This is a genomic window from Longimicrobium terrae (assembly GCF_014202995.1).
Lineage (GTDB): Bacteria > Gemmatimonadota > Gemmatimonadetes > Longimicrobiales > Longimicrobiaceae > Longimicrobium > Longimicrobium terrae.
On the sequence record NZ_JACHIA010000002.1, the window covers coordinates 252,989 to 279,006 of the forward strand.

The 26,018-nt window shown below is 69.5% G+C and carries 25 protein-coding genes; 17 read left to right on the forward strand and 8 right to left on the reverse strand.

The window, feature by feature from the left end; translation table 11 throughout:
- The first annotated feature begins 16 nt into the window (after nucleotides 1-16).
- The 10 genes from HNQ61_RS04650 (at nucleotide 17) to HNQ61_RS04695 (ending at nucleotide 8,174) form a co-directional block, all read left to right on the forward strand.
- The gene (locus HNQ61_RS04650) at nucleotides 17-1,504 is read left to right on the forward strand and encodes a menaquinone biosynthesis decarboxylase (protein ID WP_170040381.1); all 1,488 of its coding nucleotides are present in this window, start codon (nucleotides 17-19) and stop codon (nucleotides 1,502-1,504) included.
- Between the two features lies 1 nt (nucleotide 1,505).
- Nucleotides 1,506-1,877 carry a hypothetical protein gene (locus HNQ61_RS04655; RefSeq protein ID WP_184430704.1) on the forward strand — a complete coding sequence of 124 codons (372 nt, stop codon included), beginning with the start codon at nucleotides 1,506-1,508 and terminating at the stop codon, nucleotides 1,875-1,877.
- Nucleotides 1,874-2,239 (forward strand): nucleotidyltransferase family protein, encoded by a 366-nt coding sequence (locus tag HNQ61_RS04660; RefSeq protein WP_170037848.1) that lies wholly within the window; start codon nucleotides 1,874-1,876, stop codon nucleotides 2,237-2,239. The genes HNQ61_RS04655 and HNQ61_RS04660 overlap by 4 nt, the downstream gene beginning before the upstream one ends.
- Nucleotides 2,226-3,131, forward strand: coding sequence for a UbiA-like polyprenyltransferase (locus tag HNQ61_RS04665; protein ID WP_205761932.1), 906 nt, complete (start codon nucleotides 2,226-2,228; stop codon nucleotides 3,129-3,131). The genes HNQ61_RS04660 and HNQ61_RS04665 overlap by 14 nt, the downstream gene beginning before the upstream one ends.
- Nucleotides 3,128-3,742, forward strand: coding sequence for a UbiX family flavin prenyltransferase (locus tag HNQ61_RS04670; protein ID WP_170037847.1), 615 nt, complete (start codon nucleotides 3,128-3,130; stop codon nucleotides 3,740-3,742). The genes HNQ61_RS04665 and HNQ61_RS04670 overlap by 4 nt, the downstream gene beginning before the upstream one ends.
- 73 nt (nucleotides 3,743-3,815) lie before the next feature.
- On the forward strand, nucleotides 3,816-4,199 hold the full coding sequence (locus HNQ61_RS04675) for a hypothetical protein (protein WP_170037846.1): 384 nt from the start codon (nucleotides 3,816-3,818) through the stop codon (nucleotides 4,197-4,199).
- 19 nt (nucleotides 4,200-4,218) lie between these two features.
- Nucleotides 4,219-4,377, forward strand: a complete 159-nt coding sequence (locus HNQ61_RS04680; RefSeq protein WP_170037845.1) for a hypothetical protein — start codon at nucleotides 4,219-4,221, stop codon at nucleotides 4,375-4,377.
- Between the two features lie 68 nt (nucleotides 4,378-4,445).
- Nucleotides 4,446-4,946, forward strand: coding sequence for a metallophosphoesterase family protein (locus HNQ61_RS04685; protein WP_205761930.1), 501 nt, complete (start codon nucleotides 4,446-4,448; stop codon nucleotides 4,944-4,946).
- 35 nt (nucleotides 4,947-4,981) lie between these two features.
- On the forward strand, nucleotides 4,982-6,526 hold the full coding sequence (locus HNQ61_RS29480; protein WP_170037844.1) for a M20/M25/M40 family metallo-hydrolase: 1,545 nt from the start codon (nucleotides 4,982-4,984) through the stop codon (nucleotides 6,524-6,526).
- Nucleotides 6,527-6,599: 73 nt separating this feature from the next.
- A complete protein-coding gene (locus tag HNQ61_RS04695) occupies nucleotides 6,600-8,174 on the forward strand; it encodes a M20/M25/M40 family metallo-hydrolase (RefSeq protein ID WP_170037843.1) in 1,575 nt (524 codons plus the stop codon).
- 181 nt (nucleotides 8,175-8,355) lie between these two features.
- On the opposite strand, the gene HNQ61_RS04700 is transcribed toward HNQ61_RS04695, so the two are convergent.
- The 3 genes from HNQ61_RS04700 to HNQ61_RS04710 all read right to left on the reverse strand — a co-directional run bounded on the left by HNQ61_RS04700 (nucleotide 8,356) and on the right by HNQ61_RS04710 (nucleotide 10,990).
- Nucleotides 8,356-8,649: a hypothetical protein gene (locus tag HNQ61_RS04700; protein ID WP_170037841.1), complete on the reverse strand. Its 294-nt coding sequence runs from the start codon at nucleotides 8,647-8,649 to the stop codon at nucleotides 8,356-8,358.
- Between the two features lie 91 nt (nucleotides 8,650-8,740).
- On the reverse strand, nucleotides 8,741-9,805 hold the full coding sequence (locus HNQ61_RS04705) for a metallophosphoesterase (protein WP_170037839.1): 1,065 nt from the start codon (nucleotides 9,803-9,805) through the stop codon (nucleotides 8,741-8,743).
- Nucleotides 9,806-9,910: 105 nt separating this feature from the next.
- Entirely contained in the window at nucleotides 9,911-10,990 is a 1,080-nt protein-coding gene (locus HNQ61_RS04710) for a GIY-YIG nuclease family protein (RefSeq protein ID WP_205761928.1), read from the reverse strand.
- A 386-nt stretch (nucleotides 10,991-11,376) separates the two neighbouring features.
- Here HNQ61_RS04710 and HNQ61_RS04715 point away from each other — a divergent pair, with 386 nt between their 5' ends.
- Nucleotides 11,377-11,622 (forward strand): hypothetical protein, encoded by a 246-nt coding sequence (locus tag HNQ61_RS04715; RefSeq protein WP_170037835.1) that lies wholly within the window; start codon nucleotides 11,377-11,379, stop codon nucleotides 11,620-11,622.
- Between the two features lie 75 nt (nucleotides 11,623-11,697).
- Here the strand turns inward: HNQ61_RS04715 and HNQ61_RS04720 are convergent, their stop codons facing one another.
- The 3 genes from HNQ61_RS04720 to purD all read right to left on the reverse strand — a co-directional run bounded on the left by HNQ61_RS04720 (nucleotide 11,698) and on the right by purD (nucleotide 15,264).
- Nucleotides 11,698-12,978, reverse strand: coding sequence for a hypothetical protein (locus HNQ61_RS04720; RefSeq protein WP_170037833.1), 1,281 nt, complete (start codon nucleotides 12,976-12,978; stop codon nucleotides 11,698-11,700).
- Nucleotides 12,979-13,163: 185 nt separating this feature from the next.
- Nucleotides 13,164-13,979 carry a bifunctional DNA-formamidopyrimidine glycosylase/DNA-(apurinic or apyrimidinic site) lyase gene (gene mutM / locus HNQ61_RS04725; RefSeq protein ID WP_170037831.1) on the reverse strand — a complete coding sequence of 272 codons (816 nt, stop codon included), beginning with the start codon at nucleotides 13,977-13,979 and terminating at the stop codon, nucleotides 13,164-13,166.
- Nucleotides 13,972-15,264, reverse strand: a complete 1,293-nt coding sequence (gene purD, locus HNQ61_RS04730) for a phosphoribosylamine--glycine ligase (RefSeq protein WP_170037829.1) — start codon at nucleotides 15,262-15,264, stop codon at nucleotides 13,972-13,974. Before purD ends, mutM begins: the two co-directional genes overlap by 8 nt.
- Before the next feature lie 844 nt (nucleotides 15,265-16,108).
- Here purD and HNQ61_RS04735 point away from each other — a divergent pair.
- The 3 genes from HNQ61_RS04735 (at nucleotide 16,109) to HNQ61_RS04745 (ending at nucleotide 18,864) form a co-directional block, all read left to right on the forward strand.
- Nucleotides 16,109-16,801, forward strand: a complete 693-nt coding sequence (locus HNQ61_RS04735; RefSeq protein WP_170037827.1) for a tetratricopeptide repeat protein — start codon at nucleotides 16,109-16,111, stop codon at nucleotides 16,799-16,801.
- Between the two features lie 20 nt (nucleotides 16,802-16,821).
- Nucleotides 16,822-17,811, forward strand: coding sequence for a prolipoprotein diacylglyceryl transferase (gene lgt / locus HNQ61_RS04740; RefSeq protein ID WP_170037825.1), 990 nt, complete (start codon nucleotides 16,822-16,824; stop codon nucleotides 17,809-17,811).
- 90 nt (nucleotides 17,812-17,901) lie between these two features.
- Entirely contained in the window at nucleotides 17,902-18,864 is a 963-nt protein-coding gene (locus HNQ61_RS04745; RefSeq protein WP_170037823.1) for a cation diffusion facilitator family transporter, read from the forward strand.
- A 304-nt stretch (nucleotides 18,865-19,168) separates the two neighbouring features.
- Here HNQ61_RS04745 and tnpA read toward each other — a convergent pair whose 3' ends face one another.
- Nucleotides 19,169-19,585 (reverse strand): IS200/IS605 family transposase, encoded by a 417-nt coding sequence (gene tnpA / locus HNQ61_RS04750; protein WP_170037821.1) that lies wholly within the window; start codon nucleotides 19,583-19,585, stop codon nucleotides 19,169-19,171.
- 492 nt (nucleotides 19,586-20,077) lie between these two features.
- Nucleotides 20,078-20,440, reverse strand: coding sequence for a co-chaperone GroES (locus HNQ61_RS04755; RefSeq protein WP_170037820.1), 363 nt, complete (start codon nucleotides 20,438-20,440; stop codon nucleotides 20,078-20,080).
- A 579-nt stretch (nucleotides 20,441-21,019) separates the two neighbouring features.
- Between HNQ61_RS04755 and acnA the strand changes: the two genes are divergently transcribed.
- From acnA to HNQ61_RS04770, 3 genes are all read left to right on the forward strand, one after another.
- Nucleotides 21,020-23,947: an aconitate hydratase AcnA gene (acnA, locus tag HNQ61_RS04760; RefSeq protein WP_170037819.1), complete on the forward strand. Its 2,928-nt coding sequence runs from the start codon at nucleotides 21,020-21,022 to the stop codon at nucleotides 23,945-23,947.
- Between the two features lie 217 nt (nucleotides 23,948-24,164).
- Nucleotides 24,165-25,178: a thiamine-phosphate kinase gene (gene thiL / locus HNQ61_RS04765; RefSeq protein ID WP_170037818.1), complete on the forward strand. Its 1,014-nt coding sequence runs from the start codon at nucleotides 24,165-24,167 to the stop codon at nucleotides 25,176-25,178.
- Nucleotides 25,175-25,957 (forward strand): lysophospholipid acyltransferase family protein, encoded by a 783-nt coding sequence (locus HNQ61_RS04770; RefSeq protein ID WP_184430705.1) that lies wholly within the window; start codon nucleotides 25,175-25,177, stop codon nucleotides 25,955-25,957. Before thiL ends, HNQ61_RS04770 begins: the two co-directional genes overlap by 4 nt.
- Nucleotides 25,958-26,018 lie beyond the last annotated feature (61 nt).

The following is a 26,018-nucleotide window of genomic DNA, read 5'->3' on the forward strand; positions in this document are numbered from 1 at the left end:
ATATGAGGCAGTGACGATGGTCTTTCAGAACCTGCGCGAGTTTCTGCGCTACCTAGACCGCACCGGCCAGCTGGTGCGCGTGCGCGAGCCGGTGTCGGTGGATCTGGAGATGGCGGAGATCACCGACCGCGCCATGAAGCTTCCCGGCGGCGGCCCGGCGCTGTTCTTTGAGCGGCCGGTGCTGATGGACGGCACGGAAAGCGACATCCCCGTGGCCATCAACGTCTTCGGCTCGTGGAAGCGGATGGCGGCGGCGCTGGGCGTGCGCGACGTGGAAGAGCACGCCGCCCGCATCGCCGACCTCATCAAGCCCGAGATCCCCAAGGGGCTGTGGGGCAAGATGCAGATGCTGCCCAAGCTCGTCGAGCTCACCAAGGTGCCGCCGCGGCCGTTCAAGGGCGATCCGCCGTGCCAGGAAGTCATCCTGCGCGAAGGCGAGTTCGACCTTACCAAGCTGCCGGTGCTCAAGACGTGGCCGGACGACGGCGGGCCGTTCATCACCCTGCCGATGGTGATCACCTCGGACCCGGAAACGGGGATTCAGAACATCGGCATGTACCGCATGCAGGTGTTCGGGCCCACGACCACGGGAATGCACTGGCAGCAGCACAAGGGTGGGGCGGGGCACTACCGCGCGTGGAAGCGCGGGCCGGGCGGGCGCATGCCCGTGGTCGTGGCGATCGGCGGGGACCCGGCGACCATGTACACGCCCAGCGCGCCGCTACCGCCGGGCATCGACGAGTACCTGTTCGGCGGCTTTCTGCGCCGCGAGCCGGTGTACACCGCCAAGGCAATCACCTGCGACCTGACCATTCCGGCGCAGGCGGAAATCGTGCTGGAAGGCTACGTCGACACGGACGAAGACCTCACCATCGAGGGCCCGTTCGGCGATCACACCGGCTTCTACACGCTGGAAGAGCTGTATCCCGTCTTTCACGTCACCACGGTGACGATGCGCGCGGACCCGGTCTATCCGGCCACGCTGGTGGGCCGGCCGCCGGTGGAGGACGTGTACCTGGGCGGCGCCACGGAGCGCATGTTTCTGCCGCTGGCCCGGCTCACGATCCCCGAGATCGTGGACTACCACATGCCGCCGGAGGGCGTGTTCCACAACCTGGTGTTCGTCAGCATCCGCAAGGAGTATCCGGGGCAGGCGTACAAGGTGATGAACGGCCTGTGGGGGCTGGGGCTGATGTCGCTGGCCAAGGTGATTGTGGTCGTAGACGAGTGGATCGACGTGCGCAACACGCAGGAGGCGTGGTGGTACGCGCTGGGCAACATCGACCCGGAGCGCGACGTGCGCATCGCCAAGGGCCCGGTGGACGACCTGGACCACGCCTCGCAGATCCCGTCGTTCGGCAGCAAGATGGGGATCGACGGGACCAAGAAGTGGGCGACGGAGGGATTCGTTCGCCCGTGGCCGGAGATGATCGAGATGTCGCCGGAGATCAAGGAGCGCATCGACCGCATCTGGCCGCTCCTCGGCATCCGCCCCATCGATTGAGGTGATGCTCGGCCTCGCGCTGCTGGAGGTGATGGACAAGGAGGCGTCCATCCCGGGGATGTGGGCCGCCGCGCTCCTGCTCGGCGGCGCCGGGCTGCTGCTGGGCCGCCGGTCCGTGCTGTGGCCCATCGTGCTGGGCCTGCTGATCGCGTTGCTGGGATGGGGGGTGCGACTGGAACTGGCCGATCCGTACGTCGGCCCGGCGATCCTGAGTGAAGCCGGCCCCTGGTATCCGCTGCATAACTTGGCGAGCACGGGCGTGGGTTTCGCCCTCTGCGCCGCCGGCCTGGTGCGGGGACGGCAGGGGAAGCGAGGCCGCCCGTCCGGCAGGGGACTGACCGGCACGGCTCACACGGGAGAAGAACGGCGATGAAGCTGGATTTTCCCGAGGACAGGATCGCTGAGTTCTGCCGGAAGTGGAGCGTGACGGAATTCGCGCTCTTCGGCTCCGTGCTGCGCGACGACTTCCGTCCGGACAGCGACGTGGACGTACTGCTTACGTTCGGTCCGGATTCCGGCGTGTCGCTGTTCGATTTCGTGGACATGCAGGACGAACTGGAAGCGGCGTTCGGGCGCCGCGTGGACGTCAGCAGCCGGCGTGGCGTGGAGCGGAGCGAGAATCCATATCGCCGGAAGGCGATTCTGGAATCGGCGCGTGTGGTGTACCAACCACGGACCGAAGCGCTGATCGGAGTACCGACAGACCTGGAAGGAAATCGCAGTGACGACGCATAGACTGGAAGGGCAGCACATCGGGGGGCGGGGGCGGCTGGCGGACTACAGCAATCTGGTGAAGCTGCCGCACACCGTTTTCGCCATGCCGTTCGCGCTCGTGGGCGCCACGCTGGCGAGCTACCGCTACACCGTGCACGCGCTGGACATCGTGCTGATTCTGGTGGCGTTCACCAGCGCGCGGTTCGCGGCGATGGGCTTCAACCGCATCGCCGACCGTGCCATCGACGCGCGCAACCCGCGCACGCAGATGCGCGAGATTCCCGCCGGCAAGCTGTCCGTGGGGCAGGCGACCGCGGCGGTGATCATCGCCAGCGTCATCTTCTTTGCCTGCGCGGCCATGCTCAACCGCCTGTGCCTGTACCTGGCGCCGGCCGCGCTGGCCATCATCCTGTTCTACTCGTACACCAAGCGCTTCACCCGCTACGCGCACCTGGTTCTGGGCTTCTCGCTGGCGATCGCGCCGGTGGGGGCGTACCTGGCCATCGCGGGCGCGTGGAGCCGGCCTGTGGGGGCGCTGCTGGCCCTGGCGGGGGGCGTGCTGTGCTGGGTGGCGGGGTTCGACATCCTGTACTCGCTGCAGGACATGGACTTTGACCGCGAGCAGGGGCTGCACTCCATCCCCTCCAAGCTGGGCGCGAGCGGTGCGCTGGCGTTCTCGCGCGTGCTCCATCTTCTGTCCGCCGGGCTGTTCATCACCCTGGGCCTGCTGCTGCCGGAACTGGGCGCCGCGTACTTCGTGGGGTGCGCCGTGATCGCGCTGATGCTGGCGTACGAGCAGAGCCTGGTGCGCAGCGACGATTTCTCGAAGATCGATGCGGCGTTCTTCAACGTGAACGGCGCGATCAGCGTGGTGTTTCTGCTGATCGTACTCGGCGAGCGGCTGTTCCAGTGAGAGTCGCCGCGGACGCGCCCGTCACATTTGGCATCACCGGCGCGTCGGGCGCACCGTACGCCGTGGCCGCCCTGCGCGCGCTCAACGAGAGCGGCACGCCGGTGCGGCTGATCATCAGCGGCTACGGGCTGCGGCTGCTGGCGGAGGAGTGCGGGATCGACGGCATCGATGGGCTGCGCGCGGCCACGGGCGACTGGTCGCGGGTGGAGTTCTACGACTCGCTGGACCGCGGCGCCACGCCGGCCTCCGGCTCCGCTCCGTCGCGCGGCATGGTGGTCTGCCCGTGCTCGATGGGGACGCTGGCCTCCATCGCCGCGGGGACGTCGCGCAACCTCGTGGAGCGCTCGGCGGACGTGGCGCTCAAGGAGCGGCGCCCGCTGATCCTCGTACCGCGCGAGACGCCGCTGTCGCTGATCCACCTGGAAAACATGACGCGGCTGACGAGGGCCGGGGCCACCATCATGCCCGCCGCGCCCGGGTTCTACCATCGCCCGCGGTCCATCGACGACCTGGTGGACTTCGTGGCGGCGCGCATTCTGGACCATCTGGACGTGCCGCACACGCTGGGCGCGCGGTGGAAGAGCGGGGAACGCCCGGTGGAGGACGCGTGACCTGTCAGTGGACGGGACCCATGATCGTTGCAGTGATGACACCCATCCCCGTTCACCCGCCCGCGACAGACCCATGCGCCGCAGACTGACCGCCCTCGCCCTTGCCGCCGCCCTCACCACTGGCTGCGATTCTCCGCTGGATTCCGGCTCCGCGCCCTCGTTCGCGATTTCCACCAAGCTGGGTGTCATCACCCTGGCCAACGGAGGCGACGAGCCGGTCTACTATTTTCTGGTGGAGCGCGAGGCCCAGGCGTACGTGGACTGGATTCCCTGCGCCAAGCCGGACACGTGCACCGGTGTCGCGCCGGGAACCGCGGTCCGGCTGGGCTACAACCAGATCGTCGGCTACGACCGGGGCGACCGCGAGGCGGTGCTGACCCGCTACCGGCTGGACCGGCAGGCGGACGGCAGCTACAAGGCGACAGACTTTCACCACACCAGCATTCCGCTGCGGTGATGGACTTCCGTCCTCCGCTGTGGATGACGGCAATCGCCGCTGGTTGATCGCATCCGCCGTCGCCGCGGCCGCCCACACCGGCGGCTGCGGCGATCCGTTGAACGGCGGCGTGCTCGCGGTTTCTGCCCGGCTGCGTGTCATCTCCCTGACGGACGCGGCGACCGCCCGGGGCAGTTGATCTACGGGAGTCCGCACCCGGTCCGGACGACCTTCAAGCGCTCCTCCACATCATCACCCTCCGCTGCGATGACCGACGACGCGACCGTGAAGCTGGGAATCATCAGCGACACGCACGGAATGCTGCGGGCCGAGGTGTTCACGGTCTTCGAGGGAGTGGACCACATCCTCCACGCCGGCGACATCGGCGATCTGGACATCCTCACCGAACTCGCCACGTTCGCGCCGGTCACGGGCGTGTGGGGGAACGTGGATACGATGGACATCCGCGCTCGTGTGCCCGAAGTCGCACGGATCGAACTCGGCGGCGTTTCCATCGTCGTCGTCCACGGAATGCAGTTCGGCTCGCCATCGCCCGAAAAGCTCGTCCGAGAGTACCCGGACGCGGAGCTGGTCGTCTTCGGCCACTCGCACCGGCCGCTGATCGAGCGGGTGGGGCGGACACTGGCCGTCAATCCCGGCAGCGCCGGCCGCCGCCGCTTCGCCGATCCGGTCACCGTCGCGCTCGCGGAGATCGCGGGCGGAACGGTCACGGCCCGGCTCGTCCACCTGGATCCCGACCGGCGCTGAGCCGTCCCCTTCCTCATCCCACGCCCGATCTGTCCGTGCGCCTTTGCCTGCTCGCCGCCGCGGCGGCCCTGCTCGCCGCCGTTCCCGCATCCGCGCAGAACCGCAATGCGGACCGCGTGCTGCGCGCCATCCAGGAAGAAGGGACGGCGCGGTCGCGGCTGGAGCCCATGGCGCAGGCGCTGTTCGACTCCATCGGCCCGCGGCTGACGGGAAGCGCGGGGCAGGCCGCGGCGCACCGGTGGGCCGTGGAGCAGTTTCGCGGATGGGGGATCGACGCGCGCACGGAGCCGTACGGCACCTGGGTGGGGTGGGACCGCGGAACGCTGCACGCCGACCTGCTGGCGCCGCGGGTGAAGTCGCTGGAAGCGCGCTCGCTCTCCTGGAGCCCGGGAACCAGCGGCGCGGTCACGGGCGAGGTCATCGCCATCCCTGAACTGCAGAACGTGGACGCACTGCGTGCGTGGCTGCCGACCATCCGCGGCAAGTTCGTCCTGGCCGCGGCGGAGCCGGCCAGCTGCCGCCCGGTGGAGAACTGGCAGCAGTGGGCGCGGCCGGAGGGGCTGGCCGACCTGGCGCGGCGGACGGCGCTGGCGGACAGCGCATGGAACGGCATGCTGCGGCGCCTGCGCCTGACCTCGGCGGAGCTGGTGGGTGGATTGAGCCAGTCCGGCGCGGCGGGCGTGCTCACCAGTGACTGGACGGGCGGATGGGGCACGCAGCGCGTCCACTACACCTTTGGCGCGGGCGCGCCGGTGCTGGACGTTACCTGCGAGGACTTCGGCCTCCTTTCCCGCCTGGCGCGCCGCGGGCAGGGTCCGCGCATCCGCGTGGCGAGCACCGCCGCCTTTACCGACACCGCCGCGCCCGCCGCCAACACCATCGCCACCCTTCCCGGCCGCCAGCTTCCGAACGAGTACGTGGTGCTGAGCGCGCACTTCGACAGCTGGGACGCGGGATCGGGCGCCACGGACAACGGCACCGGCGTGCTGACCATGATGGAGGCCGCGCGCATCCTGCGCACCGTCTATCCCCGGCCCAAGCGGACCATCGTCATCGGCCTGTGGGGGAGCGAGGAGCAGGGATTGAACGGCTCGCGCGCGTTCGCCGAAGATCATCCCGAGATCGTGGACGGTCTGCAGGCGCTGCTGAACCAGGACACGGGCACGGGGCGCATCGAGCGCGTGTCGCTGCAGGGGTTCAGCGGCGCGGGGCCGTTCTGGCGCCGCTGGCTGGCCGCCCTGCCGCGCGACGTGGCGGACGGAATCGAGCTGGACGATCCCGGCCTGCCCAGCGCGGGCTCCAGCGACCACTCGTCGTTCGTGTGCCGCGGCGCGCCGGGGTTCTGGCTGCTTTCCAAATCGTGGGATTACGGGACGTATACCTGGCACACCGACCGCGACACGTATGACAAGGTCGTGTTCGACGACGTGCGCCGGAACGCCATCACCATCGCCATGCTGGCGTGGCAGGCCGCGGAAGACGAGCGCGTCCCCCGCACCCGGCGCGAGATGCCGGCCAACGCGGCCGGCGCGGCGGGGCAGTGGCCCGCCTGCCAGGCCCCGCAGCGCGCCGTGCAGTAGAAGGCCGTACCCAACCGCCGCCCCGTGCGGCGCCCGCCGGACCATCCGGCATTTCCACCCCTGGAGACGATTGATGAAACGAACCGTACTCGCGGCACTTGCCGCCGCGGCGGTGCTGTCCGCCCCGGCGGCCGCGCAGCCGCAGTGGACCACCACGGACCCCGTGCTGCGCGCCATCTGGGAAGAAGAGATGCAGCGTTCGCAGCTGCAGACGCTGGGGCAGGCGCTGATGGACTCCATCGGCCCGCGGCTCACCGCGTCGCCGGGGATGGAGGCGGCGCAGCGCTGGGCCATCGCCCAGTACGCGCAGTGGGGGATCACCGCGCGCACGGAGCGCTACGGCACGTGGCGCGGCTGGCGGCGCGGCATCACCCACATCGACCTGATGACGCCGCGCGTGCGCTCGCTGGAAGGGCAGATGCTGTCGTGGAGCCCGGGCACCCGCGGGCCGGTGACGGCCGGCGTCGTCACCCTGCCGGACTTCGCGGATTCCACGGCGTTCGCGGCGTGGCTGCCCACGGTGCGCGGCAAGTTCGTGATGACCTCGTTCGCGCAGCCCACCTGCCGCCCAGATGACAACTGGGCGCGCTGGGCGGTGGCCGCGGACTGGGAGCGCTACCGCGCGGCCCGCACGGCCGAGATGACGGCGTTCAACCAGCGGCTGGCGCGCGCCGGCACCAACGGGCGCGACCTTCCCACGAAGCTGGAGCAGGCCGGCGCGGTGGGCGTGGTGACCAGCCTGTGGTCGCAGGGGTGGGGCGTGGACAAGATCTTCAACGCCCGCACCCGCCAGGTGCCCACGGTGGACCTGAGCTGCGAGGACTACGGCCTGGTGTGGCGCCTGTCGATGAACGGCGACGCGCCCACGCTGCGCATGGAAGCCGAGGCGGAGTTCACGGGCGAGGAAGTGCCGGTGAGCAACGTGGTGGCCGAGGTTCGCGGCCGCCGCAAGCCCAACGAGTACATCATGCTGAGCGCCCACTTCGACTCGTGGGACGGCGGATCGGGCGCCACGGACAACGGCACCGGCACGCTGGTGATGATGGAGGCGATGCGCATCCTGCAGAAGGTGTATCCGCGCCCCAACCGCACCATTCTTTCCGGCCACTGGAGCGGCGAAGAGCTGGGCCTCGTAGGGTCGCGCGCCTTTGCCGAGGACCATCCGGACGTGGTTCGCGGGCTGCACGTGCTGTTCAACCAGGACAACGGCACTGGGCGCGTGCGCAACATCCCCATGCAGGGCTTTACGCAGACGGCTCCCGTGTGGCGCCGCTGGCTGGCCGCCATGCCGGCGTTCGTGACGGACAGCGTGCAGATCGACGATCCGGGCGCCCCGGGCGGCGGCGGGTCCGACCACGCGTCGTTCGTGTGCCACGGCGCGCCGGCGTTCATGCTGGGATCGCTGTCGTGGGATTACGGCTCGTACACGTGGCACACCAACCGCGACACCTACGACAAGATCTCGTGGGATGACGTGCAGCGGAACGCCATGATGGTGGCCATGCTCGTGTACCTGGCCGACCAGGAGCAGGCGCCGCTGCCGCGCACGCAGCGCACCGACTTCCCGGTGAACCAGCAGACCGGGCAGCCGGGCTCCTGGCCCGCCTGCACGGCCCCCTTCCGCAGCGCCGCCCAGAGCACGCGCTGATCGGTTGATGGTTGATGGAAGAGCCCCCGCCCGGCACTGCGCCGGGCGGGGGCTCTTTTTGTTTGATGACAGACGGTTCGGTGTGGGGGGCGGAGTTCACGGGCGGCCCCCACCCGGGCCGGCACCACCGGCCCACCCTCCCCCAAAAAATACTGGGGGAGGGTTGAGGGGCGGCCGATGGTCAGGTGTGGGAAGCGGAATTTTCGCGCGGGCGAGGGTATCCTGAGCGAATGAATCCGCCGCTCCAGAAGCGGTAAGCCCCGACACGGCGCCCACAGGCGCCGTTCGGGGCTTCAACAGCATCGAGATGATCGATCGCGGCGCGGTCCAGTCCGCGCAGGCGGACTTCGTGTTTTTCGAGGCGCGGTTTCAACCGCCGGGCGGAAATCGCCTGCCTCCCCCAACCCGCCGCCGCTCCGAAACCTTTCTTCTCCGCCGACTCGCGCTCCCGCACCGAACGCGGCTTCTCCGCCAAACCCGGCTGCCGCGCCGGTCTGGGGTGTGCTCCCTCTCCCACATCGGTTCGTGGGAGAGGGTCGCCGCGCGCAGCGCGCGGGGTGAGGGCCCTACGCTTCTTCCTCGCCCGGAACGGTGTCGCGCCTGACCGTGTCGGCCTCCGGCGTGAACTGCTGGATCAGCGAGTCCACATTCACCGTCGCGGCCGCCGAGGCGGTGTCGCGCTTCACCGCGCCGCCCACCGGGCGCAGCGTGATCATGGCCACCTCCGGCGGTGCCCCGAAGCGCACGGGAACGAACGAGAAGCCCACGCCGCAGGTGATGAACAGCGTGCTGCCGCGAATGCGGTAGATGCGGTTGGTGCCCACGCCCGTCTCCTGCGGAAACAGCTCCGTGTTCACCCAGCTCAGCCGCGGCGTTCCCGGCACTTCCAGCCCGCCGCAGAAGGTGTGGCCGGAGATCATGGACGGATACTTGTCCGTGGGCAGCGTAGCCGCGGAGACGGGCATGTGCGCCAGCATCACCGGCGTGCGCCCGCCGCCGGGGATGCCGCCGTACGTCTCCGCGCGGCGCCAGTCCGGCCGGCGCGCGGTGTACGGATCAATCCCCGCGATGTACGCCGTGTCGCCGTTGCGGCCGAACGCGACGCGCTGGTTCATCAGCACGCGCACGCCGTTGCGCTCCAGCGCCTGGCGGGTGAGGATGGCCATGCTGTCCGGCTCGCCCTCGGTGCTTTCGGCCATGTCCTCGTTGCCCAGCACCGCGTACACCGGGCGTCCCTTGGCCGGCTCCAGCACGCGGTCCAGCGCCGCGAAGTCGCCGCCGCGCCCCACGTAGTCGCCCAGCAGCACGATCAGGTCGGGGCGCTCGGCGACGGCGCGCTCCATGGCGGCCCGCGCCACGTTCACGTTGTCGGGCCACATCCCCAGGTGAAAGTCGGAAAGCGCGGCGATCCGCATTCCGTTCCACCCGTCGGGAAGGTCGATGACCTCGATCTCCACCGGGGTCACGCGGACGATGTCGCCCGCCCGCGCCCCGTACGGCGAGTTGGAGGGAACAGCGGTCGCGGTGTCGTCGTCGATGGCCCGGTCGGCGGCGCCGGACGGGCCGCGGCCGCAGGCGGAAACCGCGATGGCGGCGGCAACAAGCAGGAAAGGGCGGATGGACCTCCGCATCAACAGCTCCGTCGGGGGTTGCGTGCGCGCGTGGTTCTGGGGCAGGTGCCCGCGCCCGGCGGGCGCAACGGCCATGCCACGCCCGCGCACGGCCCCGGATCGCCGTCAGGCGCTCAGGGGAAGCGCCTCCAGCCGGGCGGGCGGAACGGTGTTCTCCATCTGGTCCGGCCGCCCGCGGAACCAGCGCGCGATCAGCAGAATTTCATCCACCTGGTGGCGCTGAACGAGAGTACTGGTGGGCTCGGGAAGGCCGAAGTGCTCGTCGCACAACCGCTCCAGCCGCCGCCGCTCCGCCGCCGACTTCGGGGCCGTGACGGCGGCGCGCACGGTGCCGCGGCGCACCAGATACACGCGGTCGTCCTGGTCCACGCCGGGCACGCAGTACAGAAAGGTGAGCCCGTCCAGCGCCTCGCGCAGCCGGGCGAACTCGTCGCGCAGCGCCTCCAGCCGCTGCAGCCGGTCGCGCAGCATTCCCGCGTACTCGTACTCCCAGCGCTCGGCGGCAGCGGTCATCCGCTCGTTGAGCCAGCGCAGCGGTTCGTCGGCCTTGCCGTCCAGAAAGGCGCGGGCCAGGTCCACCCGGCGCATGTACTCCGTCTCGGCGCAGCGGCCGGCACAGGGGCCCAGGCACAGCTTCAGGTCAAAGCGGTGGCAGCGCGGCGTGTGCTCCCACGAAAACAGGTCCGGCTGGTCGGCGAAGCGGATGGGCGTGTTGACGGGGCAGTCGCGCAGGCCCAGCAGGTCGTTCAACTCGCGGACGGCCTCTTCCACCCGCCGGCCGCCGCGGAACGGCCCGTAGTAGCTGGCCGCATCGTCGCTCACGGCGCTCACGACGTACAGCCGCGGCGCGCTGACGCCGGCGATCTTGAGGAACGAGTACCGCCCGTCGCGTTTGTGCTGCACGTTCATCCGCGGGCGGAAGCGCTTGATCATCTCCAGCTCGCGCAGAAGCGCCGCGAACTCGCTGGGCTCGTAGTCCCACGTGAGCGAGTGCGCGCCTTCGACGATGCGGTGCTGCTTGTCGCCGCGCTGGGCGCGAAAGTAGGTGAGCAGGCGCGTGCGCAGCGTCTTGCTCTTGCCCACGTACAGGACCTCGCCGTCCGTTCCCAGCCAGCGGTACACGCCGGGAATGTTGCGGGCCTCGCGCGCCACGGTGCGCAGCGGATGAACGGGGGTGGACTTCACCTGCAGAGGGGGTGCGGCGGAGAACAAAAACCGAATCCCGCCAAAGCTAGTCTCAATCGTGCCCAAGCGAAAGAGCCGCATACGCCTGCGCCTGTCCCGGCCAGCGGGAGCACGGCCCGGCGCGGTCCGGAACACTTGATCCAATATTTAAGGCGGATAAGGATAGCGTGCCTTGAGCGCAGCCCGCGACGGGCTTCGGGACGCAACGGGGCAAAAAGAAGGATTTCGTGGCGTCCGGGCGAGTGTTTGCGCGGTCCGGAGTGAGGGAAGTCGCCAACGGAGCGACGGCTTGCGCACGGGGGCATAGTGGACGAGGCCCGGACGCATTACATTGCCCTAACCCCCATGACGGTCATCCGCCCCATCCGTTCCAGGAGTTTCGCCAGATGAAGACGTACCGAATTCTGCTCGGCGCATCGTTGCTCGCCGTGCTGGGTGCCTGCGGCAGCAGCCCGACCGCTCCCAGCGCCGGCGCCGATGGCCGCGGATCGCGGAGCATCATCTCCGCGCCGGCCACCGCGCCTCAGGACACCACCGCGGCGCCCGTGCCGGCGCTTCGCGTGAACTCCGATGCGGCGACCACCGCCCCGGCCGAGCGCGACAACGGCCTTCTCGGGTCCGGAGTGGGCTGAGTCGCGGGTGGCTGGTACGAAAGAAGGGCGGGGCCGCGAGGCCCCGCCCTTCTTGCATTCCTGCCAGCCGGCCGGCTACACCAGCGCGGTGGTGAGCGTCCGGACCAGGTCTTCGGCGAGCGCGATGGACGGCTCGGACACCGAGGGAGACCGGCGCCGCACCTCCACGTCGCGATGGTGGCGCACCGAATCCAGCAGCGCTTCGGCGGTAAGCCGCACCTTGCCTTCCTGGCGGCGCGATCCGATCTCCAGCGCCTCGCGGGCAGCGGTTTCGGCCTTTTCCCACAGCGCGAGGCTGGCGGCGCCGTGCGCCAGGTCCAGCATCCCCTGCGCGGCGCGGTCATCCACCTGCTGGTTCTCGAGCAGGTCGTGGCATCCGTCCCACGCCTCGCGGAAGCCGTTGCGGTCACCCATGCCGCCGGTGGCGCGGGCAAGGCTTCCCAGCACCGTCAGACGGTCCGACGGCTCGGGCAGATGGGGGAGGAGCGAGGTAAGCACGGGCACCGCGCGGGCAAAGTGCCCCTGCGTGATCCACCAGTACGCCACGTCCTGCGCCAGGCGCAGCTGCTTGGAGTTGCGGGGGCCGTACGCCTCGAACGCGGCCCGGGCAAGCTGCTGCGCGTCGTCGGGGCGGTTGGCTTCCACCATGACGGCGAACAGGTCGTGCAGCCCCACGCCCTCGATGGCGTGCAGGCTGTTGCGCTGGGCTGCCCGCACCGCGCGCAGCAGGAACCGGCGCGCGCCCGGCAGGTTGCCCCGCTGCATGTTGAGCCGGCCCAGGCCCACGAACGACTCGGCGTAGGTGGCCCAGTCGCCGATCTGGCGCGAAAGGGCCACGGCGCGGCGGAACCACGTTTCGGCGCGCGCGTACTCCGCGCGGCGGCGGGCCAGCTTGCCCACGGCGAACGCGATGACCGGATCGGCCGGCGTCACGGTGGAGGCGGCCTGCGAAAAGGAGAGCGCCGTGGTGAGCAGCCCCTGCTCATCCGCCCACTGCGCGATGCCGCGGCAGGCGAGGGCGACCGTTTCCTCGGGGATGCGGGTGGGCTCGCCCAGCATGCGGGCAAGGACCGTGAGGGCTTCTTCCAGTTCCGGGTCCGGCGCGCAGGCCATCACCATGGCCATGCGCTGCGGCTCCGCTTCCGGCGCGAACAGTGCGCCCCTTTCTTCTTCCGGTGCTTCCGCCCACAGAAGGGCGTCGCGCAGGGACTGCCAGAGCAGCAGTCCCCTTTCCCCCGAAACCTCGTCCAGAACGCCCAATCCTTCAAACACCTCGTCGCCGCGCTTGAGCGCGGGCGGAACGCGCCACCGACGCTGGGTCTTGCGGCGAGGAACCCGGAATTTGCGTTCTTGCATGATGGTCTGGCGGGGGGAGGGGAGGGTCACCGACGAAGATTTGTCGAATTATAATGTAGCAGTTCAAAAAAGCCAGTGATACGCCACACGATGGCGTGAAAGTAGTCGATGTTCATCCTCTCTGGATTCCGGCATCCATCCCCCTCCTGCGTCCTCCGTGCATCAACTCCGGCCCTGGACGCGCATCAACTCTGGCAGGCGCCGCAGAAGAAAGTGGAGCGTCCGCCCTGCACGATCCGCTCGATCGGCGCGGCGCAGACGGGGCAGGGTTCGCCCTCCTGGTCGTACACCTGCAGCCGCGCCGCAAAGCCGCCGCGCTCGCCCCGCGCGTCGCGGTAGTCCAGAAAGGTGGTGCCGCGGTGCTCGATGGCGTCGCCCAGCACGCGGCGCACGCCGGCCACCACGCGCTCCGCCTCGTCCGCGGTGAGCGAGTTGGCGGGACGGCGCGGATCCACCCCGGCGCGGAACAGCCCTTCGCTGGCGTAGATGTTTCCCACGCCCACGACACGTGCCTGGTCCATCAGCCACGTCTTTACCGCAACGCGCGAGCGCGCCGCCTTCTCCAGCAGCCACTCCGCCGTGAAGTCGTCCGACAGCGGCTCCACGCCCAGTTCGCCGTCCCACGCGCGCCAGGCGTCCTCGCCCACGATCCACAGCCGGCCAAAGCGGCGCGCGTCGTGGTAGCGCAGTTCGCGCCCGCCGTCCAGCGCGATGCGCACGCCCAGGTGGCCCGTCTCTTCCTCGCCCTCGCGCGCCACGAGCAGGCGGCCCGTCATCCCCAGGTTGACGAGCAGGCGCTCGCCGCCCAGGTCGGTGACGATGTTCTTGGCGCGCCGCGTCACCCCGCGGATCTTCTTCCCCTTGAGGCGCGCGGCGAACTCGTCCGCCGATTCGCCTTCGATGAGGTCCGGGCGCAGGACGGTGACGCCGCGCACCTTGGCGCCGGGAAGCAGGTGCGACAGGTCGCGGACGATGGTCTCGACTTCCGGAAGCTCAGGCATCAGTCCCTCCGCGTGCGGCCTCGCGCCAGCCGATGTCGCGGCGCAGCAGCCGGCCGTCGTAGTGAATGGTTTCCGCGGCCTCGCGGCTGCGTGCGGCCGCCTGCGAGACCGTGGGTGCGATGGCGGTGACGGCCATCACCCGTCCGCCGGAGGTCACCAGCGTGCCGTCCGCCTCGCGCCGGGTGCCGGCGTGAAAGACGACGACGTCCTCCATCCCGTCCACCTCGGGCGGGATGCGGATGGGAACGCCGGTCCGGTAGTCGCCGGGATAGCCGCCGCTGGCGAGCACCGTGGTGGCCGCCGCGCCGGGGTGCCAGTCGAGCGTCATTCCCGCGATGGGCTGGCCGCGGGCGATGGCCAGCATGGGCTCCAGCAGCGACGAGCGGAGCAGGGGAAGCACCACCTGCGTTTCCGGATCGCCGAAGCGGCAGTTGAACTCCACCACGCGCGGACCGGTCGGCGTCAGCATCAGCCCCGCGTACAGGAGGCCGCGGAACGGATATCCTTCCTCCGCCATCGCGGCGACCGTGGGGCGCAGGATCTCGCGCTCCACCTGCTCCATCAGCTCCGGCGTGGCGAGCGAGACGGGGGCGTAGGCGCCCATTCCGCCGGTGTTGGGGCCCGTTTCGCCCTCGCCCACGCGCTTGTGGTCCTGCGCGGGGAGCATGGCGATCACGTTTTCGCCATCCGTCAGGGCAAAGACGCTGAGCTCCTCGCCGGTCATCCGCTCTTCGACCACGACCTGCTCGCCCGCGGCTCCGAACGCGCCCTCCGCCATGGTTTCGCGCAGCGCGGCGGCGGCTTCCTCGGCGTTGTCGCACACGATGACGCCCTTGCCGGCGGCCAGCCCGGACGCCTTGACCACCACGGGCCCGCCGAGCGCGCGCACGTACGTTTCCGCTTCGGCCAGGCTCTCGAAGACGCGGAAATCGGCGGTGGGAATGCCGTGGCGCGCCATGAGCCCCTTGGCGAACGCCTTGGACGATTCGATGCGCGCGGCCTCGCGCGACGGGCCGAAGACCGCCAGGCCGTGGTTGGCGAAATGGTCCGCGATCCCTTCCGCCAGCGGCGCCTCGGGGCCGATGATGGTGAGGTCGATGGCGTTCTGCTCCGCCCAGCCGGCCAGCGACTGCATCTCCGCCGGGGCGAGGGGGATGGCCTGCGCCAGCGCGTCCGTGCCGCCGTTTCCGCCGGTGATGAACAGTTCCGCATCGGGCGCGTCGCGCCGCAGCTTCCACAGGAGCGCGTGCTCGCGCCCGCCGTTTCCAACCACCAGGATCTTCAACCGTTGCGCCTGTCCGGGGTGTAGGCCATGGGAGCCGCCAACGTACGCATCCCCCGTCCCGCGATCAACGCCTGCACGCGCGTTCGGGTGATAATCGTCCGTCGTCACGGTCGATCTGTCGGTGACGAGCGGAAGAATTCCGGCTGGCGACCTCCGTGGTGGCGGAAGGTGATCGTCAGATTCGGGCGGAGTCGTCGCCCTCTCGACCGTCATCCGCGCCTTTGTGATATGCGAAAACGGGAGGCGATCATCAACCGCAGCCCGTGTGTCGTCCAGAACCCGCGCCCGCCGCCATTCCGCAGGATGACATGTTGTTGCAGGGATATCAGTTGCCACGCCCAGCCATGTCATCCTGAGAGAGCGTGCGCCGGCCTCTCCATAACGCCGAACCCTGCGCGACCGAAGGATCTACCATCCGCCGAGCCAACCCCGCGACACGCACGCCCGTTCTGGCGGGGAAAGCAGATCCTTCGTCGGCGCCAGAGTTCGGCGGGTAGGCTGCATCGTCTGGCGCCTTCTCAGGATGACGCCTCGCGGCGTGAGCCGTCCGTAGGGCAGATCTGTGCTAGAATATCATGGGGGTTTCTCGATCCCACCGGCCGCTGACGCCGTCGGGGAGAGCAGGGAACAGGGGTGGCGCGAATCCACAGGCAGCGCCTCGCCGACCCTCGTCCACACACGACAAACCGGTGTGGAACGATGGTTGACCAACCGCGAGCCCCGCGATAGGTTTACGCGATTCCGCGCGCGCCCCGACGGCGTGCGCGGACCTGTTTCGCGTCCAGTCCGGGATCATGCGGCCCGCCGCCGTCCCGTCCTCCCAATCGACTCAGAGGGTCCCCGCATGGCTTCGTCCACCGCCGCCCGTTCCCGCAAGCTGCAGAACTCGCTGAACTCCGACGACGCCGCGGCGCTTCGCGCGGCCGAGCTGGCCCAGTGGGCGCGCCGCAACGCGAAGGTGGTTCTTACCATCGCCGGGATCGTGGCCGTGCTGGTCATCGGCTACGTGTACTACCGCATGGACCGCGCGCGCCGCGGCAGTGAGGCCGCCGCCGCGTACCTTGCCCTCAGCCAGAACCCCACGGTGGCCACGGCCGCCGGCGCCTCGCAGGTGCAGGAGTTCATCAAGAAGCACGGGGGCAGCCAGGAAGCCGACGAAGCGCGCATGCTGCTGGCCGAGATCCGCATGAACGCCGGCCAGCCCAAGCAGGCCGTGGAGGCGCTGCTGCCCCTGACGGAAAAGGATGGCCCCATGGCCGCGCAGGGCGCCATGATGCTGGGCGCCGCGCACGCGCAGGCCGGCGACCGCGCCGCCGCCATCAAGGCGTTCGAGAAGGCCGCCGAAACCGCGCCGCTGCCGTACCAGCGCGTGGAAGCGCTGGGCCAGGCCGCGCTGATGCACGAGCAGAACAACGACTTCAAGGGCGCCGCCGCCATCTACACCCGCCTGCTGGCGGACGCGGACGAAGGCTCGCCCCAGGCCACCGTGCTGCAGATGCGCCTGACCGAAGCCCAGGCGCGGGCAGGCGGCCGCTGACCGCGGCCGCTTTCGCTCCCATGAAGGCGGCGGCCCTGCTGGGCCTGATCGAGATCCCGTATCCCCACGTTGACCCGGTGGCGCTTCAGCTGCCGTTCGGGTTGGCGGTCCGGTGGTACGGGATCAGCTTCATGGTGGCATTCGGCGCCGGGTACTGGCTCATGCGCCGCCTGGCCGCGCGGGGCTTCGTAAAGCTGACGGCGGACCAAGTGGGCGACCTGCTCTTTGCGCTGATCGTGGGCGTGATTCTGGGCGGCCGGCTGGGGTACGTGCTGTTCTACGAGTTTCCCAACTTCGCCGCGCATCCGGAGCGCATCATCCGCATCTGGGAGGGCGGCCTGTCGTTTCACGGCGGGCTGGCGGGCGCGGTGGCGGCGCTGGCGTACTTCGGGCGCAAGCACGGAATTCCGCTGCTGCGGCTGGGAGACGGGCTGTCGCTGGTGGCCACGCCGGGGATTCTGTCCGTGCGGATGGCCAACTTCATCAACGGCGAGCTGTACGGCCGGGTGACGACGGACGCGGTGCCCTGGGCCATGCGCTTTCCCACGGATCCGGTCGCCCGCAAGCTGCTGGGCGCGGAGAACGCGCGGGGGCTGCGGGCGCGGGAGCAGGCGCTGGAGGCCGCGTACGATTCCGGACTGTGGGACCAGGTGCGGTCGCAGGTGCCGCTCCGCCATCCCTCGCAGCTGTACGAGGGGCTGCTGGAAGGGCTGGTCCTGGGACTGATTCTGTGGGGCGTCTTCACCTGGACGCGCCGGCGGGGAATCCTTCTGCCGGACGGGACGATCGGGGGGATGTTTCTGCTGGGGTACGGCCTGTTCCGCTCGTTCGTGGAGCTGTTCCGCCAGCCGGACGCGCAGTTCACGGACAGCGGCGACAAGCTGGGCACGGTGCTGGGCCCGCTCACCATGGGGCAGACGCTGAGCATGGTGATGATCGGCATCGGGCTGTTTCTGGTCATCCGCGGGGTACGCCACGTACGTTCCACGCCACGAGCGACGATGGTCTGATCCGGCTTGCGAAGGCGCGCTTCGGCGCGCCTTTTTCGTTGCGGCACCGGACGACGATCATCCACCACACCCCAACACCTCACGACACCGATGGGCGCAGGACACGATCACGGCGGCGGCCACTCGCATGGGGGCCACTCGCACGGAGGCCACTCGCACAGCCATGCGGCGGGCGCCAACACGCGCCGGCTGAAGCTTACGCTGGTGCTGGCGGCCGGGTACCTGGTTGCGGAGGTGGTGGGCGGGATCGTGGCCAACTCGCTGGCGCTGCTGGCGGACGCGGGGCACATGCTGAGCGACGTGGGCGCGCTGGCGCTGTCGCTCTTCGCCATGTGGATGGCGCAGAAGCCGGCGACGGCGCGGCGCACGTACGGCTACTACCGCACGGAGATCCTGGCCGCGCTGGCCAACTCGGCCACGCTGATCGGCGTGTCGCTGTTCATCTTCGCGGAGGCGATCCAGCGGTTCCGGCATCCCGAGCCGGTGATGGGCGTGACGGTGATGTGGATCGCGGTGGGCGGGCTGATCGTGAACCTGGCGGGAATGGTGATTCTGCACGGCGGCCGCGACCAGAGCATGAACATCCGCGGCGCGTGGCTGCACCTGATGACGGACGCGCTCGGGAGCGTGGGCGCCATCGCGGGCGGCGCGCTGATCTGGGCATTCGGGTGGAGGTGGGCGGACCCGGCGGTGTCGGTCGCCATCGCCATCCTGGTCCTGTACTCCTCGTGGGACCTGCTCAAGGAGAGCGTGTCGGTGCTGCTGGAGGGGGCGCCGGGCCACATCGACGTCAACGCGGTGCGCGGGGCCATGATGGAGGTGGCGGGGGTGGAGGACGTGCACGACCTGCACGTGTGGACCATCACGAGCGGGATGGATGCGCTGAGCGCGCACGCGGTGGTGAACGACGTGGCGGGGCGGCGGCCGGCGTCGGAGATTCTGTATGATCTGCACTGCATGCTGCATGACCGCTTCGGCCTGCACCACCTGACCATCCAGATCGAGCCGAGGCAGTTCGAGGAGCACACCTGCGCGGCGCTGGCGGGGGCGTAAGCGGACAACGGTCGGAGGTGAAGGGCGGAGTTCGCGGGCGGCCCCCACGTAGAATCCGGCGGTTGAAACCGCGCCTCGAAAAACACGAAGTCCGCCTGCGCGGACTGCGGGGGCGGAGGGTGCAGCGGGGCCGCAACGCGCGTGGAGCGCGGATGGTCAGAGCGGAAGGTTTTGCGTGAGTTTCGGTTCGGAGCGAGCCCGCAGATCGATCCCGGCGGTTGAAACCGCGCCTCGAAAAACACGAAATCCGCCTTCGCGGACTGGGCGGGGCGGGGCGGACAGTGCGCCGGCCCGGAGGTGGGCGTCAGCGGGATGGGAGGCGTTCCAATACGCGGCTCAGGCGGTTTTCGCGATGGTGGCGTTCCTGGTTGTGGATGTACGCCGAGACCGCCGGAACGTGTGTCTGCGAGATGGAGAACGATCCGTAGCTGCCCTGCCATTTGAAGAATGTTCCCGGACGCAGCACTCGCGAGGCGAGGTGCGAGGAGCCGCCCTTCATGCTCTTCACGACATCCGCGATCGACACCGCGGTAGAAAGACTCAGAAGGACGTGCACGTGGTCCGCCGTTCCACCGACGGCCATGGCCTCACACCCCGCCCGGCGTGCCTGCTCGGCAATCGCTTTGTAGATCGGCGCGCGGATCTCCGCATTGATGAGAGAGAGCCGGTCCCACGTCGCCCATATCAGGTGCACGTAAATCCGTGAGTAGCGGTCGCGCATCGCCCCTTCTCCTCACCGTTCAGAGTCCGCCCCGCAGTCCGCGAAGGCGGACTTCGTGTTTTTCGAGGCGCGGTTTCAACCGCCGGGACGAGGCTCGCTGCCCCGCAACAGAACCCGCTTCCATGCCGTCCAGTTTACCCCGTCCACTCTGTGCTGTCAACGCCGACACACATCCGGACACAGGTGGTTCTGGTACGACGAAAGGCCACTCCCTTACGGGGAGCGGCCACTTTCGCATCATAACTGCCGACGCAGTCCGCGGAGGCGGACTTCGTGTCTTTCGAGGCGCGGTTTCAACCGCCGGACGAGAGGCCGCCGCTCGCCTCGTCTTCTCCTCACGCTCGGAATCCCGCGTTCCATCTGGACCCATGCACGTCATCCGCGCCGATCTCGGTCGCGCACCGACCGGGTCCGCGCCGACCTCATCCGGCGCCGGACCTTAGTGCCCGCGCGGGAGGCCGGCCTTGCATCAACCGGAACGAACGCGCAGACCTACGGCAGCGGGATGCGGTCGCGGATGAGGAGGAGGATGGCGTTGTGGGGGACGATCTGGTACTTGCCCCCGTCAATCTCCACCTCCACCGCCGTCGTCTTGAGAAAGATGGCGTGGTCGCCATTCTGCGCCTGCAGCGGCACGTAGCGCAGGTCCGTGCGCGTGCGGCCGGTCCACGATTCGCCCTCGGCGGCGGCCTCGCCCAGCGGATAGCCGGGGCCCGTGTTGACGACGGTGCCGGACGCAACCTGCTCCTTCTGCGCGACCCCCTGCGGCAGAAACAGCCCCGACGGCGTCTGCGCGTTGTCCTCTTCCGGCTTGATCAGGACCTTGTCCCCGATCAGGATCACTTCACGGCTCATCCAGATCTCTTCATCCAGAAAGGTTGGCACTGCGGCGCGCCGGACCCGTGCCCGCCGCCGCCCCAACGATAATGCGTCGGGCCCCATCGCGCACCCGACCGCCCCGCATCCACGGACTCCAACGCCATCCACCAACCCGGATTCGGTCGATTGCCCGCAGCTTTTCCATCCGCTGTCCCATCATCCATCAACCTGCATTCCGCCGTTCCCCTCAATTCCCCGCGTCCCTCCGCGAACCTCCGCGACCCCCGCGTGAGGGCAGTGGACGGATTTTCCTCCGCTCCGGACGAGGCGAACTGTGCTGACGACCGGGCAGTGGGGGTGGCGCGCGCGGGCTCACGCGCCGTGCCTGGGACGCCGGAGCGGGAGCGCTGGAACCCGGCTTGCGACACGGCGCGCACGCTCCGCTCCGCATCGTGTGAAAATCAGGCCCGGCCACGTCTTTCGGGCGGGTGCGGATGGGGCTAAACTGTCGCCGGAATGCGCTCCGCCGTACAGAACGCACGGCCGGATGACCAGGGCGGCGGGGCGCACCCCACTCAACGGGGAATTTTTCCGGATTCCACTCAGGAGACCGTGATGTCCGACAGCTTCGGCGCCCGCTCAACGCTTACCGTTGGCGAGCGCGAATACGAGATCTTTCGCCTGGACGCGCTGAGCCGCGAAGCGATCGACGTTTCGCGCCTGCCATACTCGCTCCGCATTCTGCTGGAAAACCTGCTGCGCACCGAAGACGGCATCACCGTCACGCGCGACGACATCGCCGCGCTGGCCGCGTGGGACCCGCGCACGCCGCCGGACCGCGAAATCGCCTACACCCCGGCGCGCGTCGTCCTCCAGGACTTCACCGGCGTGCCCTGCGTCGTGGATCTGGCGGCCATGCGCGACGCCATGGCCACGCTGGGCGGCGATCCGTCCAAGATCAACCCGCTGCAGCCGGTGGAACTGGTCATCGACCACTCCATTCAGGTGGACGCGTTCGGCACGGCCGAGGCCTTTGAGCAGAACGTGGAGCTGGACTACGAGCGCAACGCCGAGCGCTACGCCTTTCTTCGCTGGGGCCAGCAGGCGTTTCAGAACTTCCAGGTGGTGCCGCCCAACACCGGCATCGTGCACCAGGTGAACCTGGAGTTCCTGTCGCGCGTGGTGTTTTCGACGGATGAAAATCCCAACCTGGGCACCGGCGGGCTTCCGCAGGCGTACCCGGACACCTGCGTGGGAACGGACAGCCACACGCCGATGGTGAACGGCCTGGGCGTGCTGGCGTGGGGCGTGGGCGGCATCGAGGCCGAGGCGGCCATGCTGGGCCAGCCCATCAGCATGCTGATTCCGGAAGTGATCGGCTTCAAGCTGGAGGGCGAGCTGCCGGAAGGCGCCACGGCCACCGACCTGGTGCTGACCGTGACCGAGATGCTGCGCAAGAAGGGCGTCGTCGGAAAGTTCGTGGAGTTCTACGGCCCCGGCATCGCCAGCCTGGCGCTGGCGGACCGCGCCACCATCGGCAACATGAGCCCGGAATACGGCGCCACCTGCGCCATCTTCCCGCCGGACCAGGTGACGCTGGAGTACCTGCGCTTCACCGGCCGCCCCGCCGAGCGCATCGCGCTGGTGGAAGCGTACATGAAGGAGCAGGGGCTCTTCCATACGTCGGATTCGCCGGAGCCGGTGTTTACCGACACGCTGACGCTGGACCTGAACACCGTCGAGCCCAGCATCGCCGGCCCGCGCCGCCCGCAGGACCGCATTCCGCTCAGCAAGGCCAAGAAGGCGTTCAAGGACGTGCTTCCCTCGCTGAAGCCCAACAAGGGGACGGCGGACAGCCACAAGGACGCGGCCAACGCGGACAGCGGCGAGGGCGCGGACAAGGTGGGCGTGTGGGGCGAGGGCAGCGACGCATCGCCCGACGCGCAGCGCGTGCTGATCGAGGACGCCGAGGCGGTGCTGGACCACGGCTCCGTCGTGATCGCCGCCATCACCAGCTGCACCAACACCAGCAATCCCTCGGTGATGATGGCCGCCGGGCTGCTGGCCAAGAAGGCGGTGGAGCACGGCCTGACCCGCAAGCCGTGGGTCAAGACGTCGCTGGCCCCGGGCAGCAAGGTGGTGACCGCGTACTACGACAAGGCGGGGCTGACGGAGTACCTGGACAAGCTGGGCTTCCAGACCGTGGGCTACGGCTGCACCACCTGCATCGGCAACAGCGGACCGCTGCCGCAGCAGATCAGCGAGGCGATCCAGAAGGGCGGCCTGGTCGCCTGCTCGGTGCTGAGCGGCAACCGCAACTTCGAGGGGCGCATCAACTCCGACGTGCGCGCCAACTTCCTGATGTCGCCCCCGCTCGTCGTGGCGTACGCGATCGCGGGCCGGGTGGACTGGGATCCGTACAACGAGCCCATCGGCACGGATCCGCAGGGGCGCTCGGTGTTCCTCAAGGACATCTGGCCCACCATGACGGAGGTGCAGGCCGCCATTCAGTCGTCCATCGACAGCGCCATGTACAGCGGCAGCTACGAGGGCGTGTTCGAGGGCGACGCGCGCTGGCAGAGCATGCCGGTGCCCGCGGGCAACCGCTTCGAGTGGGCGGACGACAGCACGTACGTGCGCCAGCCGCCGTACTTTGAGAACATGTCCAAGGAGCCGCCGGAGTCGGTGAACGACATCACCGGCGCACGGGCGGTGGCGCTGCTGGGCGACTCGGTGACGACGGACCACATCTCTCCCGCGGGATCGATCAAGAAGGACTCGCCCGCGGGCCGGTACCTGATCGAGCACGGGGTAGATCCCAGAGACTTCAACAGCTACGGCGCGCGGCGCGGCAACCACGAGACGATGGTGCGCGGCACCTTCGCCAACGTGCGCATCCGCAACGAGCTGGCGCCGGGGACGGAAGGCGGCTTCACCACGTACTTCCCCGACGAAGAGATCACCACGATCTACGACGCGGCCATGCGCTACCAGGCGGACGGCACGCCGCTGGTGGTGCTGGCCGGCAAGGAGTACGGCAGCGGATCGTCGCGCGACTGGGCGGCCAAGGGGCCGTACCTGCAGGGGATCAAGGCTGCGATCGCGGAAAGCTACGAGCGCATCCACCGCAGCAACCTGGTGGGGATGGGCATTCTTCCCCTGCAGTTCATGCCGGGCGAGAGCGTGCAGAGCCTGAAGCTGACCGGCCGCGAGCACTTCGACATCGTGGGCGTGACGGAAGTGATCCGCACCAACTTGGCGCAGCGCGAAGTCACCGTTCGCGCCACGGGCGAGGACGGCGCGGTGCGCGAGTTCCAGGCGCTGGTGCGCATCGACACGCCGCAGGAGGTGCTGTACTACCGCCACGGCGGCATTCTGCAGTACGTGCTGCGCCAGCTTCTGGGCGGCCACGACAAGCCGGAGGCGGTGGAAGGCGCGCTGCCCGCCGGCGCGGTGACGCCGTCGTCGCACAAGACCAACGAGGGCAAGGTGACGGAAGGCTCCATCGAGAGCTTCCCGGCCAGCGATCCCCCGGCGTACTGAGGACGGGAAGTGCGTTAGTGCTGGGTGCGTTAGTGCGGTAGTGGATGCGGGGGCGCGAAGGGTTCTTCGCGCTCCCGCACCTTTTTCGTCCCGCGGATACGCGGACGGGGGGGCGCGCTCCGGCGGCTCCGTCTCGCCGGCGCCGGCGCACTCACGCACTCACGCACCCAGCACTCACGCACTTTCGTTTCGCACGTTCGCACTTATCTTCCCCGTCATGCGCGATTCCCGCCCTCCTGGCAGGGCCGCCGCGGCGCCGCTGGCGCCCGGGCCCGAGTTTGACCTCATCCGCGGCTTTCTGGCGGGCGGCTCGGCCGTGCGGCCGGACGTGCGCGTGGGGCCGGGGGACGACTGCGCCGTGGTGGCGGGAGACGGCATCGCGCTCAGCACCGACATGAGCGTGGAAGGCGTGCACTTTCGCCGCGAATGGCTGTCGCCGGCGGAGATTGGATGGCGCGCGGCGGCGGCGGCGCTCAGCGACCTGGCCGCGGTGGCCGCGCGGCCCATCGGCATCCTCGTGTCCCTCGCTGTCCCGGCGGAGGAGGCGGATGCGCTGGCGCCGGCGCTGATGGCCGGGTGCCGCGAGGCGGTGGAGTCCGTCGGCGGGACACTGCTGGGGGGCGACCTGACGCGTTCGCCCGGGCCCGTGGTGATCGACGTGACGGTGGTGGGGGAGGCGCCGAATCCCGTCCTGCGCTCCGGCGCGCGCATGGGCGACGAAGTGTGGGTCACGGGGCAGCTGGGGGGCGCGGCGGCGTTCGTGTCCGCCATGCTCGCGGGGGAGGAGCCCCGCCGCGGCGCGCGCGAGCGGTTCGCCCGGCCGCTGCCGCGCGTGCGCGAGGCGCGCTGGCTGGCGGAGCGCGTGGGCCCCACGGCGATGATCGACCTGTCCGACGGCCTGGCCGGCGACGCCGCGCACATCGCGGCCGCCAGCGGGCTGGCGGTTCTCCTCGTTCCCGAACTGCTTCCCGTGCACCCCGCCGCCCGCAGCCGCTCGCGCCCGCGCACCGTCCGCGCCGCCCTCACCGGTGGCGAAGACTACGAGCTCTGCCTGACGGCGCCCACGGGCGCGGTAGCGCCGCACGCGGATGCGTTTCACGCCGCGTTCGGGGTGGCGCTCACCTGCGTGGGGCGCACGGGCGGCGGCGACGGCGTGTGGTGGGTGGACGCGGAGGGGCACCGCACGCCCATGGAACTCGGCGGCTGGCAGCACTTTCGGGGGGAAGCATGATCCTTGGCGTGATCCGGGCCCTGTGGATGGTCTTCTGGACCTTCTGGGCCACCATCCTGTACGGCGGTTCGGCCATCATCCTGAGCCTGTTCGGCGTGAAGGGGCGGCTGTTCGTCCGCTGGTCGCGGCAGTGGGCGCGCGTGGCCATGTGGGCCAGCGGATGCCGCGCGGTGGCGCACGGAACGGAAAACCTGAAGCCCGGGCAGCCGTTCATCCTGGCGGCCAACCACGTGTCGTGGTTCGACATCTTCGCCATCTCCGTGCTGCTGGAAGTGGACTTCCACTTCGTCGCCAAGAAGGAGCTGGAGAAGGTGCCCATCTTCGGGCGGGCGTGGCGGGCGGCGGGGCACATCAGCATCGACCGCAGCAACCGCGAGCGCGCGGTGGAAAGTCTGCGCAGGGCGGGGGAGCAGATGCGGCGCGAGAACAGCGTCGTCGTCATCTTCGCCGAAGGAACGCGGTCGCGCAGCGGGCGGCTACAGCCGTTCAAGAAGGGGGCGTTCGTGCTGGCGCAGGAAACGGGGATTCCCATCATCCCCACGGTGGTGACGGGGAGCTACGACATCATGCGGCCCGACACCTTCATCGTGCGCCCGGCGACCATCGACGTGTACTTCGAGGCGCCGGTGGAAGTGACGCGCGGCGAAAACACCGACGCCATGGTGGAGCGGGTGCGACGCGTGTTCGTGCAGCGGCTGGAAGGGATGGATTCACTTCCCCCCGCGGACGAGGAGCCGCAGTCCATCGAGACTGACGCGCCACCTCGCGGACCAGTTTAGCGCAAGGGATTGCCGGGATCGGAGCACGCTGTCAGCTTTGAGTGCTGCGTCGGGTCACACC